The organism is Paracoccaceae bacterium Fryx2, assembly GCA_032334235.1.
GTDB lineage: Bacteria > Pseudomonadota > Alphaproteobacteria > Rhodobacterales > Rhodobacteraceae > JAVSGI01.
Genome location: JAVSGI010000003.1, coordinates 855,303 through 873,501, shown reverse-complemented (window position 1 = coordinate 873,501; position 18,199 = coordinate 855,303). Strand labels below are relative to the sequence as shown.

The 18,199-nt window shown below is 67.3% G+C and carries 18 protein-coding genes and 1 tRNA gene; 5 read left to right on the top strand and 14 right to left on the bottom strand.

The features are described 5' to 3' along the window. Positions 1 to 66: 66 nt before the first annotated feature. From RNZ50_05190 to argB, 3 genes are read right to left on the bottom strand one after another with little or no spacing between them, the layout of a single operon-like run. Positions 67 to 573, bottom strand: a complete 507-nt coding sequence (locus RNZ50_05190) for a histidine phosphatase family protein (protein MDT8854433.1) — start codon at positions 571 to 573, stop codon at positions 67 to 69. Beyond that, positions 570 to 1,220: a ferredoxin gene (locus tag RNZ50_05185; GenBank protein MDT8854432.1), complete on the bottom strand. Its 651-nt coding sequence runs from the start codon at positions 1,218 to 1,220 to the stop codon at positions 570 to 572. Before RNZ50_05185 ends, RNZ50_05190 begins: the two co-directional genes overlap by 4 nt. Then, positions 1,217 to 2,098, bottom strand: a complete 882-nt coding sequence (gene argB, locus RNZ50_05180) for an acetylglutamate kinase (protein MDT8854431.1) — start codon at positions 2,096 to 2,098, stop codon at positions 1,217 to 1,219. Before argB ends, RNZ50_05185 begins: the two co-directional genes overlap by 4 nt. Before the next feature lie 146 nt (positions 2,099 to 2,244). Here argB and RNZ50_05175 point away from each other — a divergent pair, with 146 nt between their 5' ends. Next, positions 2,245 to 2,976 carry an SDR family oxidoreductase gene (locus RNZ50_05175; GenBank protein ID MDT8854430.1) on the top strand — a complete coding sequence of 244 codons (732 nt, stop codon included), beginning with the start codon at positions 2,245 to 2,247 and terminating at the stop codon, positions 2,974 to 2,976. 86 nt (positions 2,977 to 3,062) lie between these two features. On the opposite strand, the gene yihA is transcribed toward RNZ50_05175, so the two are convergent. The 8 genes from yihA to rpmH all read right to left on the bottom strand — a co-directional run bounded on the left by yihA (position 3,063) and on the right by rpmH (position 9,949). Then, entirely contained in the window at positions 3,063 to 3,716 is a 654-nt protein-coding gene (gene yihA / locus RNZ50_05170) for a ribosome biogenesis GTP-binding protein YihA/YsxC (GenBank protein MDT8854429.1), read from the bottom strand. Beyond that, entirely contained in the window at positions 3,713 to 4,465 is a 753-nt protein-coding gene (locus RNZ50_05165; protein ID MDT8854428.1) for an MOSC N-terminal beta barrel domain-containing protein, read from the bottom strand. Before RNZ50_05165 ends, yihA begins: the two co-directional genes overlap by 4 nt. Further along, on the bottom strand, positions 4,462 to 6,318 hold the full coding sequence (gene yidC, locus RNZ50_05160; protein ID MDT8854427.1) for a membrane protein insertase YidC: 1,857 nt from the start codon (positions 6,316 to 6,318) through the stop codon (positions 4,462 to 4,464). The genes RNZ50_05165 and yidC overlap by 4 nt, the downstream gene beginning before the upstream one ends. Positions 6,319 to 6,488: 170 nt before the next feature. Beyond that, positions 6,489 to 8,036: a bifunctional diguanylate cyclase/phosphodiesterase gene (locus tag RNZ50_05155; GenBank protein MDT8854426.1), complete on the bottom strand. Its 1,548-nt coding sequence runs from the start codon at positions 8,034 to 8,036 to the stop codon at positions 6,489 to 6,491. A gap of 75 nt (positions 8,037 to 8,111) precedes the next feature. After that, entirely contained in the window at positions 8,112 to 9,002 is an 891-nt protein-coding gene (gene ttcA, locus RNZ50_05150) for a tRNA 2-thiocytidine(32) synthetase TtcA (GenBank protein ID MDT8854425.1), read from the bottom strand. A gap of 87 nt (positions 9,003 to 9,089) precedes the next feature. Continuing rightward, positions 9,090 to 9,362, bottom strand: a complete 273-nt coding sequence (gene yidD / locus RNZ50_05145) for a membrane protein insertion efficiency factor YidD (GenBank protein MDT8854424.1) — start codon at positions 9,360 to 9,362, stop codon at positions 9,090 to 9,092. After that, complete coding sequence (gene rnpA, locus RNZ50_05140) at positions 9,359 to 9,784, bottom strand: ribonuclease P protein component (GenBank protein MDT8854423.1); 426 nt, start codon at positions 9,782 to 9,784, stop codon at positions 9,359 to 9,361. Before rnpA ends, yidD begins: the two co-directional genes overlap by 4 nt. A gap of 30 nt (positions 9,785 to 9,814) precedes the next feature. Then, a complete protein-coding gene (rpmH, locus tag RNZ50_05135) occupies positions 9,815 to 9,949 on the bottom strand; it encodes a 50S ribosomal protein L34 (GenBank protein MDT8854422.1) in 135 nt (44 codons plus the stop codon). Positions 9,950 to 10,249: 300 nt separating this feature from the next. On the opposite strand from rpmH, the gene RNZ50_05130 reads away from it, so the two are divergent. The 4 genes from RNZ50_05130 (at position 10,250) to RNZ50_05115 (ending at position 14,039) form a co-directional block, all read left to right on the top strand. Then, positions 10,250 to 10,972, top strand: coding sequence for a VTT domain-containing protein (locus tag RNZ50_05130; protein MDT8854421.1), 723 nt, complete (start codon positions 10,250 to 10,252; stop codon positions 10,970 to 10,972). 1 nt (position 10,973) lies between these two features. Continuing rightward, positions 10,974 to 12,392, top strand: a complete 1,419-nt coding sequence (locus tag RNZ50_05125; protein ID MDT8854420.1) for an FAD-dependent oxidoreductase — start codon at positions 10,974 to 10,976, stop codon at positions 12,390 to 12,392. 101 nt (positions 12,393 to 12,493) lie between these two features. Continuing rightward, positions 12,494 to 13,891, top strand: a complete 1,398-nt coding sequence (locus RNZ50_05120) for a HAMP domain-containing sensor histidine kinase (GenBank protein ID MDT8854419.1) — start codon at positions 12,494 to 12,496, stop codon at positions 13,889 to 13,891. 71 nt (positions 13,892 to 13,962) lie between these two features. Continuing rightward, positions 13,963 to 14,039 (top strand) — tRNA-Arg (locus tag RNZ50_05115). A gap of 511 nt (positions 14,040 to 14,550) precedes the next feature. Here RNZ50_05115 and RNZ50_05110 read toward each other — a convergent pair. The 3 genes from RNZ50_05110 to RNZ50_05100 are packed head-to-tail and all read right to left on the bottom strand — an operon-like array spanning position 14,551 to position 17,873. Beyond that, positions 14,551 to 15,723 (bottom strand): ABC transporter permease, encoded by a 1,173-nt coding sequence (locus tag RNZ50_05110; GenBank protein ID MDT8854418.1) that lies wholly within the window; start codon positions 15,721 to 15,723, stop codon positions 14,551 to 14,553. Next, positions 15,720 to 16,874, bottom strand: coding sequence for an ABC transporter permease (locus RNZ50_05105; protein MDT8854417.1), 1,155 nt, complete (start codon positions 16,872 to 16,874; stop codon positions 15,720 to 15,722). Before RNZ50_05105 ends, RNZ50_05110 begins: the two co-directional genes overlap by 4 nt. Before the next feature lie 6 nt (positions 16,875 to 16,880). Continuing rightward, entirely contained in the window at positions 16,881 to 17,873 is a 993-nt protein-coding gene (locus RNZ50_05100) for an efflux RND transporter periplasmic adaptor subunit (GenBank protein ID MDT8854416.1), read from the bottom strand. Positions 17,874 to 18,199: the final 326 nt, after the last annotated feature.

Genomic DNA, 18,199 nt, shown 5'->3' with positions numbered 1-18,199 from the left:
CTGTCGCGAAAAACCGAAAGGCCGGGGTGCACCCCCCGGCCTTTTCTCATGCAGGCATGGCGGGTTTCAGGCCACCAGTTCGCGCGGCACCACGAAATCCAGCGTCATCGCCTCGCCGAAGTTGGCATCCTGCCAGCTGTCGATCGGGAATTCCACCACCAGCGTCGCCCCGGTCGGGTAACGCTGGAATTCCGGGTTCAGCGGCGCATGGGCGACCAGACGGTGGGCAAACTCGGCAATGCCCGGGTTGTGGCCCAGCATGGCGACGGTATCGGCCGTGGCGTGGCGCAGCACGGCCAGCATCACGTCGGGGCCGGCCTGATAAAGCGCCGATTTCAGCACCGGTTCCGGCGTGCCCGGCAGCGACGGGGCAATGCCCGCCCAGGTGTCGCGGGTGCGCAGCGCATCGGAACACTTGATCTCGCCCGGCACATAGCCGCGCGAGGCAAGCCACTGGCCCAGATCATGCGCCGCCGCGATTCCCCGGGGGGCCAGCGGGCGGTCATGATCGGCAATCAGCGGGTCGTCCCAGGCCGATTTCGCGTGGCGAATCAGGATCAGGCGCTTGGTCATCGGTGGAACTGCCTCATATGGTATTTCGATTGGTCTGCCATTCTTGCATAGGCGAGGGAGACGGGGCAAGCGCGGCGCACGCCGCAGCCGGTTGTCATGCACGCCTCACCAGGTGCTGTATCGAGGAAATCGTGGCAGGCGGCAAGGTCATAGCCCGCATCGGTCAGGGCGCGGGGCGGGCAGGCGGTGCGGCAGGGTTGCCCCTCGCAGCGAAGGCAGGGGCAGGGCGGCGGCGCGGGCAGGGCCAGATGTTCCGTAAGCGCCAGCGCGCCGCGAAAGGACACGAACAGCCCGGCCCGGTCATGCACCAGCAGCCGCACCGGGCTTTCCCACGCCCGCCCGGAGCGCAGCGCCCAGGTCTGGAACGGCTGCCACGGCGGGCCGCCGAATGGAAACAGCGCCTTGGCGCCGAGTGCACAGGCAAGTCGCCCGATCACCCGGCGCGACCAGCGGTCCACCGGGTCGGGCGCGCCATCCAGCCATTCCGGCTGTGTGGTCAGATGCGGCCAGAAGCCGGGCTCGCGCGGTCCGAGCAGCAGCAGCGTGGCGGTGCCTTTCGGCAGGGTGTCCTCCGGTTGCGCGTGAAAACCGCCAAAGATTTCCAGCGCATGAGCCGCCGCGAGGGCAGAGATGCCTTCCAGCGTCACCCTTCGTTGCGCGGCTTGACCCGTGGCGCGGTAGAACGGATCAGCGACCCTGCACCATGGTCGGTGAACAGTTCCAGCAGGCAGGCATTGGCAATGCGGCCATCGAGGATGACCACGGCCCGCACGCCCTGCTCCAGCGCCAGCAGCGCGGTTTCGGTCTTGGGAATCATGCCGCCCGCGATCACGCCGCTGTCGGTCAGCGCGCGCACTTCTTCGGGCGACAATTGCGTGATCACCTCGCCCGCCGCGTTCTTCACGCCCGAAACATCAGTCAGCAGCAGCAAGCGGTCGGCCTTCAGCGCCCCGGCAATCGCGCCGGCGGCAGTGTCGCCATTGACGTTGTAGGTCTCGTTCGGTTCCATCCCGGTGGCGACCGGGGCCACGACCGGGATGATGCCCGCCGAGAACAGATCGCGCAGCACCTGCACGTTCATCTCGACCGGGCGACCGACGAAGCCCAGTTCGGGGTCGTCGGCAACGCAGACCATCATGTCGTCATCCTTGCCCGAAAGGCCGACCGCGCGGCCGCCCTCATCCATGATGGCCTGCACGATGCGCTTGTTGACCAGCCCGGTCAGCACCATCTCGACCACCTCGACGGTGGCCTTGTCGGTCACGCGCTTGCCACGCACGAAGCGCGATTCGATGCCCAGTCGCGCCAGCAGGTCGTTGATCATCGGCCCGCCGCCATGCACCACGACCGGATTCACGCCCACTTGCCGCATCAGCACGATGTCGCGGGCAAATTCGGCCATCGCCGCCTCGTCGCCCATGGCGTTGCCGCCGAATTTCACGACGACCACGGCCCCGGCGTACCGCTGCATGTAGGGAAGCGCCTCGGACAACGTCCGGGCGGTGGCGATGGAATCACGCATCATGGCAAGCTGCTTTTTCAATGGGCGGGCCCCCGGTGGAACTGCGGCTTTGGTAACCGCTTTGTGCGCTGCTGCCAAGTCTGCGCGGACGCGCTTGCCTTTCCCGACCGCAAGAGTAAGTCTTTCCTCCTGTCCGAAGGAGTGACCGAATGACCGAACAGAAGACCATCGTGCTGACCGGCGCAAGCCGGGGTATCGGCCATGCCACGGTCAAGCGGTTTTCCTCGGAAGGGTGGCGGGTGCTGACCTGCTCGCGCCAGCCGTTCGATGTGCGCTGCCCGTGGCCGGGCGGCGAGGAAAACCATATCCAGATCGACCTTGCCGACCCCAAGAAAACGATCGAGGCGATCGAGGTCATCAAGGGCAAGATCGGCGGAAGGCTTCATGCACTGGTCAACAACGCGGGCATCTCGCCCAAGGGGCCGACCGGCAAGCGGTTGAACACGCTGGAAACCGACCTCAGGACCTGGGGGCATGTGTTCCATGTCAATTTCTTCTCCTCGGTGATCATGGCGCGCGGGTTGCAGGATGAACTGGCGGCTACCAAGGGCTCGGTGGTGAATGTGACCTCGATTGCCGGATCGCGGGTGCATCCCTTCGCGGGGGCGGCCTACGCAACCTCTAAGGCGGCGCTGGCGGCGCTGACGCGCGAGATGGCGCATGATTTCGGCCCGCTGGGCGTGCGGGTCAATGCCATCGCCCCCGGCGAGGTGCAGACCTCGATCCTGTCGCCAGGCACCGACAAGATCGTGGAGAAGCTGCCGATGCAGCGGCTGGGGCAACCAAAAGAGGTGGCGGATGTCATCTGGTTCCTGTGTTCGGACCAGTCGAGCTATATTTCCGGCGCGGAAATCGAGGTCAACGGCGCGCAGCACGTCTGACGTTGCGCGTGGCGGCCGGGCCGGGACCAAGATTTTTCAGGAAAAATCTTGCAAAAATCTTGGAAGATTTTTGGTCCGCCCCACCGTCATTCCAGCGTGGCGATGATGGCGCGCAACGTCTCGATCCCGTCACCTTTTTCCGAACTGGTCACCACCAGCTCGGGGTAGGCCGCCGGATGCCGCGCCAGCACGCCGCGCACCTGGTCGATGTTGGCGTCGCGTTCGGCGGTGCTGACCTTGTCGGCCTTGGTCATCACCGCCTGGAAGGTCACGGCAGAACGGTCGAGCAGGGTCATGATCTCTTCATCCACCGCCTTCGCGCCATGCCGCGTGTCGATCAGCACGAAGGCGCGGCGCAGGGTCTGGCGGCCCTGCAGATAGTCCTTCAGCAGGCGCTGCCACTTCGCCACGATCGCCACCGGGGCCTCGGCGTAGCCATAGCCCGGCAGGTCGACGAGGTAGCGCTCGGTCCCCAGAGCGAAGAAGTTGATCTCCTGCGTGCGGCCCGGCGTATTGGAGGCGCGGGCCAGCGACTTGCGCCCGGTCAGCGCGTTGATCAGGCTGGATTTCCCGACGTTCGACCGCCCTGCAAAGCACACTTCCAGGCGGTCGGCCGGGGGCAGGCCGGGCATTGCCACCACGCCCTTGACGAAATCGACCGGCCCGGCGAACAGCAACCGCCCCGCTTCGCGCGCGGCGAATTCGGGGTCCGGGGCAAGGGGTAAGGACAACTGGGTCACAGGACCTCCACGGGGGCGTTCACGGCGATGCTGCCGCCATTGGTGACGACGGCATAGACGCCGAAGTGCTGCGCGCCGATCAGTGCGCGCAATCCGGCCAGGGTATCGGCGTCCACAATCCCGGTTTCGGGGTCTGCGGTTGTTGCCTTGCAGCGCCCGATGGCCTCGCGCACCTCCAGCACCGCATCACCGATCCGCAGGCTGCGGCCGATCAGGTCGAACTCGGCCCAGGAAGCCAGACCGTCGAGCCACAGGTTGCCGCGCCAGCGGTGGCGTGACAGTGCGACGCCCAGATGCGCCGAAAGCGCCGCATTCGACGCGAGATTCTTGATCGACACCGAAGGAAAATCGCTGTCGGTCATGCCCCGCCCCGGCGCCTTCACCAGCGCCACGGGGCGGAAAGCATCCTGCGGGCTGATCGGGGCCAGCCAGTTGATCAGCCGCGCGCCTTCGGTCTCGGGCAGGAAATCGAGGTCGGGCAGGTCCGGGTGGCGCAGATGCATCCGGCCTGTGGCTTCGTCATAGGACGCCGAGATTGCCATCAGGGTGGGGGTGCGGGCGGCGCGCTGGAACTGGCTGCACGGTGTCCATTCCGGAGCCGCGCGATCGAAAGTCGACGCCGCATGGGCCACGGCCCAATGCCGGTCCCACGGCAGGCACGCCTCCGCCGAAAGCCGAACGGACGCGAGGTCTTCGCGTCCGTGGGCCTTGATGGGGTGGCGGCAGATATGCGCCAGCCGCAGGGTCATTTCTTGCCCGTGCTCTTCTTCGTCGGGGGGCCCGTGTCATTCGCGGCCTTCACCACCGGCGGCTTTTTCTTGAAGCCGGACTTGATGTTGCCGAAAAGGTCCGGCTTGTGGCCGTGGCTGAGCATGATGACATACTGCTGGATGAAGGTGATCACGTTGTTGGTGATCCAGTACACCACCAGCCCGCTGGCAAAGCCGCCCAGCATGAACATGAACACCCAGGGCATCCAGGCGAAGATCATCTGCTGCGTCGGGTCGGTGGGGGCCGGGTTCAGTTTCTGCTGCAGCCACATCGAGATGCCGAGCAGGATCGGCAGCACCCCGATGAAGATCAGCGCCATGATCGACCCCGCTTCGGGAACGCCCCAGGGAGCGAGGCCGAAGAAGTTGTAGATCGACGACGAGTCGGGCGCGGACAGGTCGTTCAGCCAGCCGAAGAACGGCGCGTGCCGCAACTCGATGGTTACGAAGATCACCTTGTAGAGCGAGAAGAAGATCGGGATCTGGATCAGGATCGGCAGACAGCCCGCGGCCGGGTTGACCTTCTTTTCCTTGTAGAGCCGCATCATCTCGCGCTGCATCATCTGCTTGTCGTCGCCCGCGCGTTCCTTCAGCGCCTCCATCTCGGGCTGCAGTTCCTTCATGCGCGCCATCGAAACATAGGATTTGTAGGCCAGCGGCAGCACAAGCGCCTTCAGCACAACAGTCAGACCGATGATCGCCAGACCCATGTTGCCGATCAGGCCGTGCAGCCAGTGCAGCACCGCGAAGATCGGCTTCGTCAGGAAGTAGAACCAGCCCCAGTCGATCGAATCGATGAAACCGGCGACGGGTTCGCTGTTGGCGGCGGGCCCTGTCGCGTCCTGATAGCCGCGGATCGTCTCCCATTCCTTGGCACCGGCGAACAGACGCGAACTGGTTTCGGCCCTGGCCCCGGCAGCGACCGTCACCACCGGCTGGCGGGTCTCGACCTGATAGATGTCGGCGCCGGGCACGTATTTCATCACGCTGGTGAAGGGTGCCCCGGCCTGCGGGATCAGCGTCGTCATCCAGTACTTGTCGGTGAATCCTATCCAGCCATCGGTCGCCGCCTCGACCAATTCGGCCTGCGCCGCCTCTCGTTGCACCAGCGGCAGATCCAACAGGTCCTTGTATTTCATCTCCGTCAGTTCGCCATCGGCGCGACCCACAACACCTTCGTGCAGAACGAAGAAGTTCTGTAACCCCACCGGCTTTCCATGGCGGGCCACAATACCGTAGGGGGCAAGCTTGACCTCGGCGCCGGTGGTGTTCTCGACCCCGTCGGTCACGGTGAACATGTAGCGGTCATCGACGGCGATCTGGCGGGTGAAGACCAGCCCCTTGCCGTTTTCCCAGCGCAGGGTCACCGGCTGGCCGGGGGCCAAGGTTGCCCCGGCCGCCAGGGTCCATTCGGTATTTGCGCCCGGAACATCCTCGAACCCAAGGGGCCCGCCGGGTGCCCAGCCGTAAAGCGCGTAATAGGCGTTGGGCTGCCCGACCGGCGACAACAGCCGCACGAGCGGGGACGTGTCGTCCAGCGTTTCGCGATAGCCTTTCAGCAGCAGGTCGTCGATCCGCCCGCCCAGCATCGAGATCGAGCCCGACAGGCGCGGCGTGTCGATCGTCAGACGTGGCGCCTCGGGCTGGGCGAGGGCGGCCTCGGTCGGGGCGGCTGCGCCTGCTTCCGGCGTGGTTGTCTGGGTCGCGGTGATGGCCGCCGGGGCATTGGGGTCGACAACCGGTTCGGTCGGCGGGAAAAGCACGAACCACACCAGAATCACGAAGAAGCTGAGCGCCGTTGCCAGGATGAGATTCTTGTTCTGATCGTCCATCGGACAGCCACCGTTCCTGTTCAGGGTCTGCGGTGGTTCAACAGAAGGGGGGGCGAAAGGTCAAGCGGTTTTCCCCCGGGCGAGGGCCTGCCGGTCGCTTTGGACCCCGCCGCCCGAGGCTTTGCGGCGTAAGGCCGCGCGTTCCTGTCCGGCGCGGGCCCGGCCTCCGGTCATCCGGCCCGGTGGCCGATCTTCGGCGCGGCGGTCTGGCGGGCGCGATGCCGCGCGATCCACTCGGCGGTATCCTCGAACGCCATCGGCCGGGCGATGCCGAATCCCTGAACATGGCCGCAGCCCAGTTGCGCCAGCATGGCGTGTTCTCCGGGCGTTTCCACGCCTTCGGCCAGCGTTTCCAGCCCGAGCCGTTCGGCAAGCGAGAGCACGGCCGACACTATTTTCTGCTGTTCGCGGTCTTCGTCGACCTTGGTCACGAAACTGCGGTCGATCTTGATGCGGCGCACGGCAAAACGGCGGATGTTGGTGATCGACGCATGGCCGGTGCCGAAGTCGTCAAGGTCGATGCCGCAGCCCAGCCTGGCCAGAGCCGCGATGTTGTGCACGATCACGTCATTGTCGGTTTCGGCCACCACGGTTTCCAGTATTTCCACCGAAAGCCGCTCGGGCGTCAGGTCGAACCGGTCGAGTTCCCATTTCAGCTTTTCGGTCAGGCGCGGGTTGCGCAGTTCGGCGGCGGAAAAGTTCACGCCCACGGTCGGAACCCTGAGCCCCGCCTTGTCCCAGCGCACAAGGGCCGCCAGCGCGTGATACAGGATCACCTCGCCCAGCCGTTCCGACAGGCCCGCCTCCTCGATCGCGGGCAGGAATTCGGCGGGCGAGACCAGACCGCGTTCGGGGTGGTGCCAGCGCGCCAGCGCCTCGAACCCCGAAATGCAGCCGGTATCGGTGGAAACCTGCGGCTGGAAATGCGGCCGGATCTGGCCTTCATCCAGCGCGGTTTCCAGCACGGCACGAAACGCGTCGCGGTCGGCGCGGTTGCGCGCCATGTCGGGGGCAAAGGCGCGAATGGCCCCGGGGCCGTTGCGAACCGCCTCGTCCGCGGCGACCTGCGCGGCATCGAGCAGCGCCCGACCCGTCGGTTCCGGCGCGCGCACGCCGAGGCAGAAGCCGATGGAAGTGGTGACATAAAGCCGTGCCGCGTCGATGCTGATCGGCGGCGAAAGCGCCGCCTGCAGGCGTGCGGCAAGCTGCACCATCACCTCGAGGTCGATCCGCCGCTGGGCGCCAAGCGCGATGGCGAAGCCGCCGCCTTCCAGCCGCGCCACCGTATCGCCTTCGCGCAGCGCCGAACATATCCGCTCGGCGCTGCGACCCAGCACCTCGGTCTGTGCCGCGCGGCCGTGACGATCCAGCAGGATGGCGGCATCGTCGAACTGCACCACGAGGCAGGCCGTGGTCTTGCCGGTGATCGCGGTGTCGCGCAGCACCGAATCCAGCGCCGAGATGATCTGCGGACGCAGGGCCAGCCCGCTCAGCCCGTCGGGCAGCGGCGGCGGGGCGGGGTCGTGAAAGCGGAAGGCCCCGGCGATCGCGAAGAGCAGCGGCATCCCCAGCGCGGCCAGAATCAGCGCCTTTTCCCCGCCGAGCCAGAAGGCGGCCAATGTGACAGCCGGCAGGAAAACCATCAGCTCCGGTCTGCGCAGCTGCGCGCCCAGCCTGACCAGCTGCCCTGAAACTTCTGCCGCAATCCGGTTCTGCATGGCCCGACCCCGCTTCGCCATGGGGCAAGACCACCCCTGTCCGGGGCAGACTAGAGAATCAGGCTGATGGCTTCGTTAATTTTCGCCGCCAAGTTGCGCAAGATTTTCGTTAATTCCGGGCAGGCCCGTCTCTGTCCCGCCGGGCTTCAGCGTCAGCCCGGCAAAATCGAAGATCGCCGGGTCCATCAGATGCGACGGCCGCGCGTTCATCAGCGCGCGGAACATCACCTGCCTGCGCCCGGGGCTGCGGGCCTCCCATCCGTCGAGAATCGCCTTGACCTGCTGGCGTTGCAGTCCGTCCTGCGAGCCGCACAGATCGCACGGGATGATGGGGTAGGCCATCGCCCGGGCAAAGGCCGCACAGTCGGCCTCGGCCACGAAGGCAAGCGGGCGATAGAGGAACAGGTCGCCCTCCTCGTTGACCAGTTTCGCGGGCATGGTGGCCAGCCTGCCACCGTGGAACAGGTTCATGAAGAAAGTCTCAAGAATGTCGTCGCGGTGATGCCCCAGCACCACCGCCGAGCATCCTTCCTCGCGCGCGATGCGGTAAAGATTGCCGCGCCGCAGCCGCGAACACAGGCTGCAATAGGTCCGCCCGGCGGGCACCTTTTCCATCACCACCGAATAGGTGTCCTGATACTCGATCCGGTGCGGCACGCCCATCTTGGCCAGAAACTCGGGCAGCACGGTTGCGGGAAAGCCCGGCTGGCCCTGGTCGAGGTTGCAGGCCAGGAGATCGACCGGCAGCAACCCGCGCCACTGGAGTTCATGCAGCACGGCCAGCAGGGCGTAGCTGTCCTTGCCACCCGACAGGCACACCAGCCAGCGCGCGCCGCGCGTCACCATGCCATACGTCTCGACCGCAGCGCGCACCTCGCGCACAATCCGCTGCCTGAGCTTGCGAAAATCGTCGGTCGCCGGGGCGCCCGCGAACAGCGGATGGATCTCGTCGGGGTCGTCACGCATGGCGGGCACCTTTCGCGGGTGGTCTGGCCTTGCCATATTGAACGGTGATTGGCCGCGTCAAGCGCGGGTCAAGCAGTGCAACGGGCGTCAGCCATGCGGCGAAGGGTCGTGCGGGCGACCTGCGTCGTGGTCGGGGTCGGCTCCCGGCACCGGGTCGTAGCCCTGCCCGCCCCAGGGGTGGCAGCGGCAGAGGCGGTGAACGGTCAGATAGCTGCCCTTCAGCGCGCCGTGCCGGTCAAGCGCCTCCATCGCATAGGCGCTGCACGTCGGCTGAAAGCGGCAGCCGTGCCCGACCCAGGGGCTGAGCAGCAGCCGGTAGGCGCGCACCGGCAGGGCCACCAGATGCGCCAGCGGGGTCATTTCGCGCTCTCGCGGTGGACCTGTCGCAGCGCGGTTTCCAGATCGGTCAGCAGCGCGGCGAAGGGGCGGTCGATGGTGGCGCCGGGCCGGCCGACCAGCACATAATCCCAGCCGGGCCGCGCAAGCCCGGGCAGTACCGCCCGCGCAATCTCGCGCAGGCGGCGCTTCGCGCGGTTGCGGGCGACGGCGTTGCCGATCTTCTTGGAGCAGGTGAAACCGATGCGCACCAGCACGCTGTCGTCGCCGCGCCGCCGGGCCTGCAACAGGAACCCTGCGGTGCCCTGCCGCCGCGCCTGTGCCGCGCGCAGGAAATCGGCGCGTTTCGCCATCACCTGCATTGCAGGCCGCGGGCGAACGGAAACCGCCGGGGGCGGTTCGGCCCCGGCATTGCTGCGGGTGCCTGTCGCCTCCGGCGGTGTCATGTCATCAGTCCCCTTGCAGGGCCGGATGGATCAGGCCGACAGCTTCTTGCGGCCCTTGGCGCGGCGGGCCGCCAGCACCAGACGGCCGCCTTTGGTGGCCATGCGGGCGCGGAAGCCGTGGCGCCGTGCGCGGACCAGGTTCGACGGTTGAAAAGTGCGCTTCATCGCGGTCTCCATCAGACGTAAAGCAGCCAGAGTCGTCAGGATTCGCCGGACAACGGGGGCCGCATGTGTTCGAAGCCCGTCCTTTACGGTCGGATGCGCCCCAAGTCAATTCGCAGCGGACCGATTTCCTGCAACAATTCACCGCTCTGGGCTGACCGATCGTCGGCGGGCCGGGGCAATTGTTTCACTGGGGCGCCAATCCCGTCGCAAATCCTTCGCCGGGATCAAGGCCGCGTGATAGGGCCTATCGCTGCCCCCGGCTTGTCGCCCATCTTGGCCGGGCAGCAGCAGGAGAAAGCGATGCCCGAGATGACCAACGCGCAACCCACGGGCATCGGCCGGAAACTGCCTTTCCTGCTTATCCTCGTGGTTGCCGCCATCGGCGCGTTTGCGCTGCGCGACCATATCAGCTTTGCCGTTCTGGCGGAAAACCGTGCCGACCTGCTGGCGTTCCGCGATGCGAATTATGGGCTGGCTGTGCTGGGCTTCATGGCGGCTTACGTCGCCATCGTGGCTTTCAGCCTGCCAGGGGCGACGGTGGCGACGCTGACGGGCGGCTTTCTGTTCGGGCTGTTTCCCGGCGTGGTCTTCAACGTGGTGGCGGCCACCATCGGCGCGGTGGCGATCTTTCTGGCCGCCCGCAGCGGGTTCGGCGACCGTTTCGCCGCACGGCTGGAGGCGCGCGGCGGCATGGTGGCGAAGCTGCAGGCGGGGCTGCGCGAAAACGAATGGTCGGTGCTGCTGATGATGCGGCTGGTGCCGGTGGTGCCGTTCTTTCTGGCCAACCTGATTCCGGCGTTTCTGGGGGTGCGCCTGTCGCGCTTTGCCATCACCACGGGGCTTGGCATCATTCCGGGTGCGCTGGTGTTCACCTCGGTCGGGTCGGGGCTGGGCGAGGTGTTCGCGCGCGGCGCGGCGCCCGATCTGGGCATCATCTTCGCGCCGCATGTGCTGCTGCCGATTCTGGGCCTCGCCGCGCTGTCGGCGCTGCCGATCCTGCTGAAGCGGCGCAAGGGGGCCTGAGATGACCACGATAAAGACGGATATCTGCGTGATCGGCGCAGGCTCGGGCGGGCTGTCGGTGGCGGCGGGGGCGGTGCAAATGGGGGCGCGCGTCGTCCTGGTCGAGGCGGGCGAGATGGGCGGCGACTGCCTGAACGCAGGCTGCGTGCCATCGAAGGCGCTGCTGGCGGCGGCGAAACAGGCCCATGCCATGACCACCGGCGCGCCGTTCGGCATCACGCCGGTGGTGCCCGAGATCGACTTTGCCGCCGTGAAGGACCACGTCGCGCGGGTGATTGCGACCATCGCGCCGGTGGATAGCCAGGAACGGTTCGAGGGGCTGGGCGTTACCGTGATTCGCGCCTTTGCCCGCTTCACCTCGCCCACCACGCTGGAGGCCGACGGGCAGGTGATCGAGGCGCGGCGCTTCGTCATCGCCACCGGCTCGCGCCCGCTGATCCCGCCGATTCCGGGGGTGGAGGGGGTGCCGTATCTGACCAATGAGACCATCTTCGCGCTGCGCGAGCGGCCAGAACATCTGGTCATCATCGGCGGCGGGCCGATCGGCATTGAAATGGCGCAGGCGCACCGGCGGCTGGGCTGCCGGGTGACGGTGATCGAGGCGGCGAAAGCTCTGGGCCGCGATGACCCCGAGACGGCGGCCGTAGTGCTGGACGCGTTGCGGGCGGAAGGGGTGACGATTCTGGAGGGCGTGCCGGTGGTCCGGCTGTCGGGGGTCGCGGGGGCTATCGAGGTGGCGCTGGGCGACGGGTCCACGGTTTCAGGCTCGCACCTGCTGCTGGCCGTGGGGCGTCAGGTGGCGCTGGACGGGCTGAACCTGGAGGCCGCAGGCGTGGCCTTCACCCGGCGCGGCGTGACGGTGGGGGCGGACCTGCGCTCGACCAACAAGCGGGTTTACGCCGTCGGCGACGCGGCAGGGGGGCTGCAGTTCACCCATGTCGCGGGCTACCACGCGGGGGTGGTGATCCGGCAGATGCTGTTCGGCCTGCCCGCCAGGGCCGCAACCGCGCATATCCCCTGGGTGACCTACACCGACCCGGAACTGGCGCAGTTAGGGCTGACCGAGGCCGAGGCGCGCAAGGCGCATGGCGCGGCGCTGACCGTGCTGCGGCAGGAGTTTGCCCACAACGACCGCGCGGTGGCGGCGGGGGCGACGCAGGGGCTGATCAAGGTCATGGTGGTGCGCGGCAGGCCGGTCGGCGTCTCGATCGCGGGCGCGCAGGCGGGCGAGCTGATCGGGCTCTGGGCGCTGGCGATTGCGGCCCGGCTGAAGCTTGGCGCGCTGGCCGGGATGGTCTTGCCTTACCCTACACTGGGCGAAGTGTCGAAACGTGCCGCAGGAGCCTATTTTTCCCCGCGTCTCTTTGATAACCCTCTGGTTAAGCGGGTGGTGGGGCTGGTGCAGCGCCACCTGCCCTGAGCGCGGTATCCGCGGAAAGGCCGGGGGGCTGTCTGCCCCCGGACCCCCCGAGGGTATTTTGGCCAATGAGAAGGGGCAGCGGTTTGGCTTTCAGGCGCGGCATGGGGTTGAACAGCCTGTCGGGGCGGTTCCTGCTGCTGACGGTGGCCTTTGTCATGCTGGCCGAAGTGCTGATTTTCGTGCCGTCGATTGCGCGGTTCCGCGAGGATTATCTGCTCTTGCGGCTGGAGAAGGCGCAGATCGCCTCGCTGGCGCTGCTGGCGACCGACCAGATGATCAGCCCCGAGCTTGAAGCTGAACTTCTGTCGAACGCCGGGGTGTTCAACGTCGTGCTGCGGCGCGACGAGGTGCGGCAACTGGTTCTGTCGTCGCCGATCCCTGCGCCGATCAGTGCGACCTATGACTTGCGCCTGCTGGGGCCGTGGGAGTTGATCCGCGATGCGGTCGTGGCGCTGGTGGATCCGGTGCCGCACGTGATCCGGGTGATCGGCAATCCGGTGCAGCGGGCGGGGCTGCTGATCGAGGTCACGATGGAAAGCGCGCCGCTGCGCCGGGCCATGCTGGACTACGGGCTGCGCATCCTGGTGCTGTCGGCGCTGATTTCGGTGGTGACGGCGGGAATGCTGTTTCTGGCGGTGCGCCGCCTGATGGTGCTGCCGATCCGCCGGGTGGTGCGGCACATGCAGGCCTATGCCGAGGCGCCCGAGGACGGGCGGCGGGTCATCACCCCTTCGGCGCGGGTGACGGAACTGCGGGTGGCGGAAGAGGCGCTGGAATCGATGCAGCGGCAGTTGACCGGCGCGCTGAAGCAGAAGGAGCGGCTGGCGCAGCTGGGCGGGGCGGTGGCGCGGATCAGCCACGATCTGCGCAACATCCTGACCACGGCCCAGCTGTTCGCCGACCGGATCGAGGACAGCGCCGACCCGGTGGTGGCGCGGGCCCTGCCCAAGCTGGTGGCGTCCATCAGCCGGGCGGTGAGCCTGTGCGAATCGACGCTGACCTTCGGGCGGGCGGAGGAGCCGGCCCCGACGTTGACGCGCTTTGCCCTGCGGCCGCTGGCCGAGGAGATCGCCGAAGGCGAGGGGCTGGCGGAAACCGGCGCGATCACCCGGCTGATCGACGTGCCGCCGGGACTGGTGATCCGCGCCGATGCCGAGCAGTTGCGCCGGGTGCTGGACAATCTGATGCGCAACGCCCGTCAGGCAATCGAGTCGAGCGGCGGTTCCGGCACCATCGAGATATCGGGCGGCGAGGACGATGCCGAGTGGTGGATCCGCGTCGGCGACACCGGACCCGGCCTTCCGGCCCGGGCGCGCGAGCACCTGTTCACCGCATTCCAGGGCGGTGCCCGCAAGGGCGGGTCGGGCCTGGGCCTTGCCATCGCGGCCGAACTGGTGCGCGGCCATGGCGGCAGGCTCGAGCTCCTGCGCAGCGATGCCGAGGGCACCGAGTTCCTGATCCGCCTGCCCAAGGAGGTTGGGCCGGTCGGTGAGGAATGAGCGGCGCTGAACGCCGTTTCGTGCTTTTCACCCTTGCAAAGGCCGACGCAGGCCGCTAAATCGCCCCTACTGCACCCGTAGCTCAGCTGGATAGAGCATCAGACTACGAATCTGAGGGCCGGGCGTTCGAATCGCTCCGGGTGCACCAAAAAATCAGCGGGTTGTCAGCGTTCGGCGGAGCATCGCGGTGCTTCGGGCATGGATTGCATCATCCAGAAAACCCTTGAGAGTGGGTCCGGATCCTCGGGGTCGGCCTCTTTTCCGTTTCGCGCGCCTGTGACCGGCAGGCAAGGCGGTCGTGGCCATCCGAGTCTCCGACATTGCGGAGTTTCAGTCCGTGACCGGGGTCCGCCCGTCAGGACTTGGGCGGTTCGCGGGCAGGGACAGCCGCGCACCGGGCCTTGTGCCGATCCGTGCGAAGATGCGGGAAAACCTGAAGCCGTCCGGCATGGATTGCATTGCCTTCCGTGGGAGCCGGGGCTGCCGCGAAATCCCGGGGCCACCGCCGGTGCGCCCGTGCCGGAGCGGGGCGGGGCCGGACCGGGTTCATCCGGGCGCTGACCGGGTGCAACAGACCGGGGGCAACCATTACCGATTGCCGGTCCGACCCCGGTGGTCATGAGGCTGCAGCGGAAGAACCGATGTCTCCGGACGGAACGTCAGCGTTGCTCCGGCGCGGGCTCGCTGATGTCTGGTGTCGGGTTCAGCGATGCCGCCCGGTTCAGCCGTCTGGTTTCGATGACCACGCAGGCAACGCCGAATGCCGCGACGAGTGCCCACAGGTGCCACAGCGTCGGTGCGACATCCGGCAGTTGCGCGCCCATCTGGCTTACCCGGACGAACCCGTCTATCGCGGGCGTCGAGGGCACGAACTGCGCCAGCACGTTGAGCGCGGGCGGAATTGCTTCGACCGGCCAGGCAAACCCCGACAGGAAGAAGAACGGCAGTCCCAGCGCCAGCAGCACCACCTGCACAACGTCGGCCGTCCGGAACAGGGCTGCCACGCATTGTGCCAGCAACCCGGTTGCCAGGATGAAGGGCAGCCCGATGGCAAGGACGGCATCGACGCGGCCCAGATTGGGCAGGCCGTAGAGGAATGGCAGGACGATCAGATACAGCGGCAGCAGCAGCGCGTAGAGCGCGACCCATGCCCCCATCCGCCCCAGAACCAGCCACACCGGATGGCCCCCGCCCGCGCTCCGCCGCGTTGCGACCAGTGCCAGCCCCATGAGCATGGTCTGCTGCAGGATCAGCACGAAGGCGGCGGGCAGAACATAGGTGGCATATCCTGCGACAGGGTTGAACAGGGGCACCTCGACCTGAATGGCCGGGCTCACCTGCGCTTGCGCCACCACATAGGACGAGCCGGACGCAATCAGCCTGCCCAGCTCGACCTCGGCCCCCATCTGGCGCAACGGCACGGCAGCGCCCTGCATCACGCGCTGATACATCAGGAAATAACTGGCATCGGCATAAAGCGCGACAGGGCTCTGGCGACCGCGCAGCAACTCGCGCTCGAACCCTTCGGGGATCAGCAGCACGCCGTAGGCGAGGCGTTCCTGCACCATGCGGACGGCCTGCGCCATGTCGCGCGCATCGGCGCTGACCGTGACAGGCTCGGACGCATCGACACGGCGGGCAAGTTCGGCCGAGGTGGTGGTGCGGTCCAGGTCGACCAGCACCACCGGCACATCGCGCAACAGCTCAGCCCGGTAGGGCAGGGGGTAGATCAGCGCATAGATCACCAGTGACGCCAGGATGATCGACCGCACCTGGGGGTCCGCGAAGATCGCCCGCAGTTCCGCCTCGATGGACCGCCAGACCGACCTCATGCGCCGACCTCGAGGGTCCGGCGCATCCGGGCCAGTTGGGCGAGGGCCAGCGCAGCAAGCCCGACGGTGATGAGCGCCAGCCACAGCACAGGCCATATAGAAATCTCGACGGGCGTGGCGCGTAGGGATTGGTCGATGCGCAATTCCACATACCAGGTGCCCGGGATCATCGCGCCCCAGAGTTGCGCCAGGGGCGACATGGCCTCTCGGGGGAAGCCAAGGCCCATGAAGCCGAACGCTGGCGCGGTGATGACGGCAATGATGCTTGCGGCTGTCCCCATGTCGCGCGTCAGCACGAAGGCCACGGCACCGATCAATTGCGCCGCCAGCACGAACAGCAACGCCCCCGCGGCCATCAGCAGCAGCGAGCCGCGCAGGGGCACGCCGAGCCAGCCGTAAAGCGCCACATCGGACAGGCCGAGGATCAGCAGGAACATCAGCGTGTATGGCAGGATCTTGCCCAGCAGCGCAGGCAGCAATCCGCCTGCCATGCGGACCAGCACCTGCGGGTGTCTGCCCGGGGCGAAGTCCAGCGAAATGGCATAGGCCGTTCCTGCGGCGGCGATGATCTGCGACACCGTGGGCACAAGGGCCGCAAGCAGGAAATGCACATAGTCGAAGGCCGGGTTGAACAGCGCATGAGCCTGCAACGGGATGGGCTGGAGCGCGACCTGCGCCTGCACCGGTGCCTCGCCCTGTCCCTGGCGGATCGACACGCGCAGGCCCGCAAGGGCCGTGTCGATCGCATTGCGTGCGCCCCGCGCGACCATCGAGCCCGCGCTCATGTGCTGGTTGTCGTAGAAGGTCACGATCTCGGGGCGGTCGCCGCGGGCGATGTCGCGCTCGAAGTCCGGGGGCAGCCAGATCGCCCCGCGCACCGCACCCGAGACGATCAGCGCGCGGGCCTCGGACAAGCTGCGCGCCTGATGCGTCACCTGCAGTTCGGGTGCCGCATCAAGCATCCGGGACACGCTGCGCGACAGATCGGAATGGTCCAGATCGACCACCGCCACCGCCATGCCGACGGGGATCCCGGCGCGAAAGATGCCGATCAGGACTGCGATCATCAGCACCGGCAGCAGCACCACCAGACCCGCAAGCACGGGGCGGCGCAGCAGCAGGCGGAATTCACGCAGCATGAGCCGCCACATCGCGGTTCAGTTCTCCAGCGAGATCAGTGCCGACATGCCGGGGCGCAGGCCCGGCAGCGGCTGAGTGGCGCGGGCGCGCAATTCAAAGCTGCGCAGGTCGAAATCGCCGGTGGCCCGCGTGGCGCGCCAGCTTGCGAACTGGCCCTGCACGTTGATCAGGATGATCCGCGCCCCGACCTCGACCTCCAGCGCGGGCACCCGCACTTGCAGACTGTCGCCCACCTGCAACCCCGCCAGCTGATCTTCGCGCAGGTTGAAGGTGAACCAGGCGCTGTCGAGATCGACAATCGTGAAAAGCGGTGTGCCCGGGCCGATGTTCTTGCCCGGTTCGATCAGGCGGGCGGAAATCTCGCCGCTCATCGGCGCGTGGATGGTCAGCTCGTCCAGATCGGCCTGCCTCTGCGCAAGTGTGGCTTCGGCCTGGGCGACCTGCGCCGCGGCGACGGCCCGTTCTTCGGGCGAGGCGCCGGCGCGCGTCAGATCAAGCTGTGCCTGCGCCGCCTCGACGCGGCGGGCGGCGGTTTCGACGTTGCGGATCGACTGGTCGATCAGCGCCTGCGGGCGCAATCCCTGGCGCGACAATTCGGTGTCGCGGGCGCTCTGCTCCTCGGCCAGACGGAGGTCGGCCGCGGCCGAGGCAAGCTCTGCCTCACGCGCACGGATCACTTCGGGGCGGGTTGCCCCGGCCGCGGCCTCGGACGCACGCGCCACCTCCAGCCCCGAGGCTGCGGCGGCATGGGCCGTCACCAGTTGCGGATTGGACAGTCTGACAAGCAGCATCCCTGCCTCGGCCCGGTCGCCCAGATCTGCCAAGACCTCGGCCACGCGGCCGGACGCGCGCGCCGAAACATCGACGCGGGGGGCCGCCACTTCGCCCTGCACCAGCAACGGGCCGGGACGGGTGACCCACCAGACGGACAATGCGACCAGCGCGGCCAATGCAGCAAGCAGCAGGAATGGCAGCAACGCCCTGGGCGCGGGGGCCCGTTGTTCTGTCACGAAAGCACCTCAGAATCATCTGCGACAACCGGAATGTTGCAGCCACAGGTAATGGACTGCCCATCGCTGAACAACCGTGATCGCCTGTGCAGCGCCATGCGCTTCTGTGGGCTGGACAACGGCCCGCCGTTCTGCGACGGCGCCGGAGCAATGGCGCGGCCATGCCCGCCCGCTTGTGGTGCCTTCCGTCGATTTCGTGCAGTTTCAGGCCGCCACGAACGTCAGGGATCGCAGGATCATCGCCGTGGCAGTCGGCCCGAAATCGGCGTCACATGCATTTCCAGGCGGAATGCCGCGGGCCGTCCGGCGGCCGTTCCCGCAAAAGG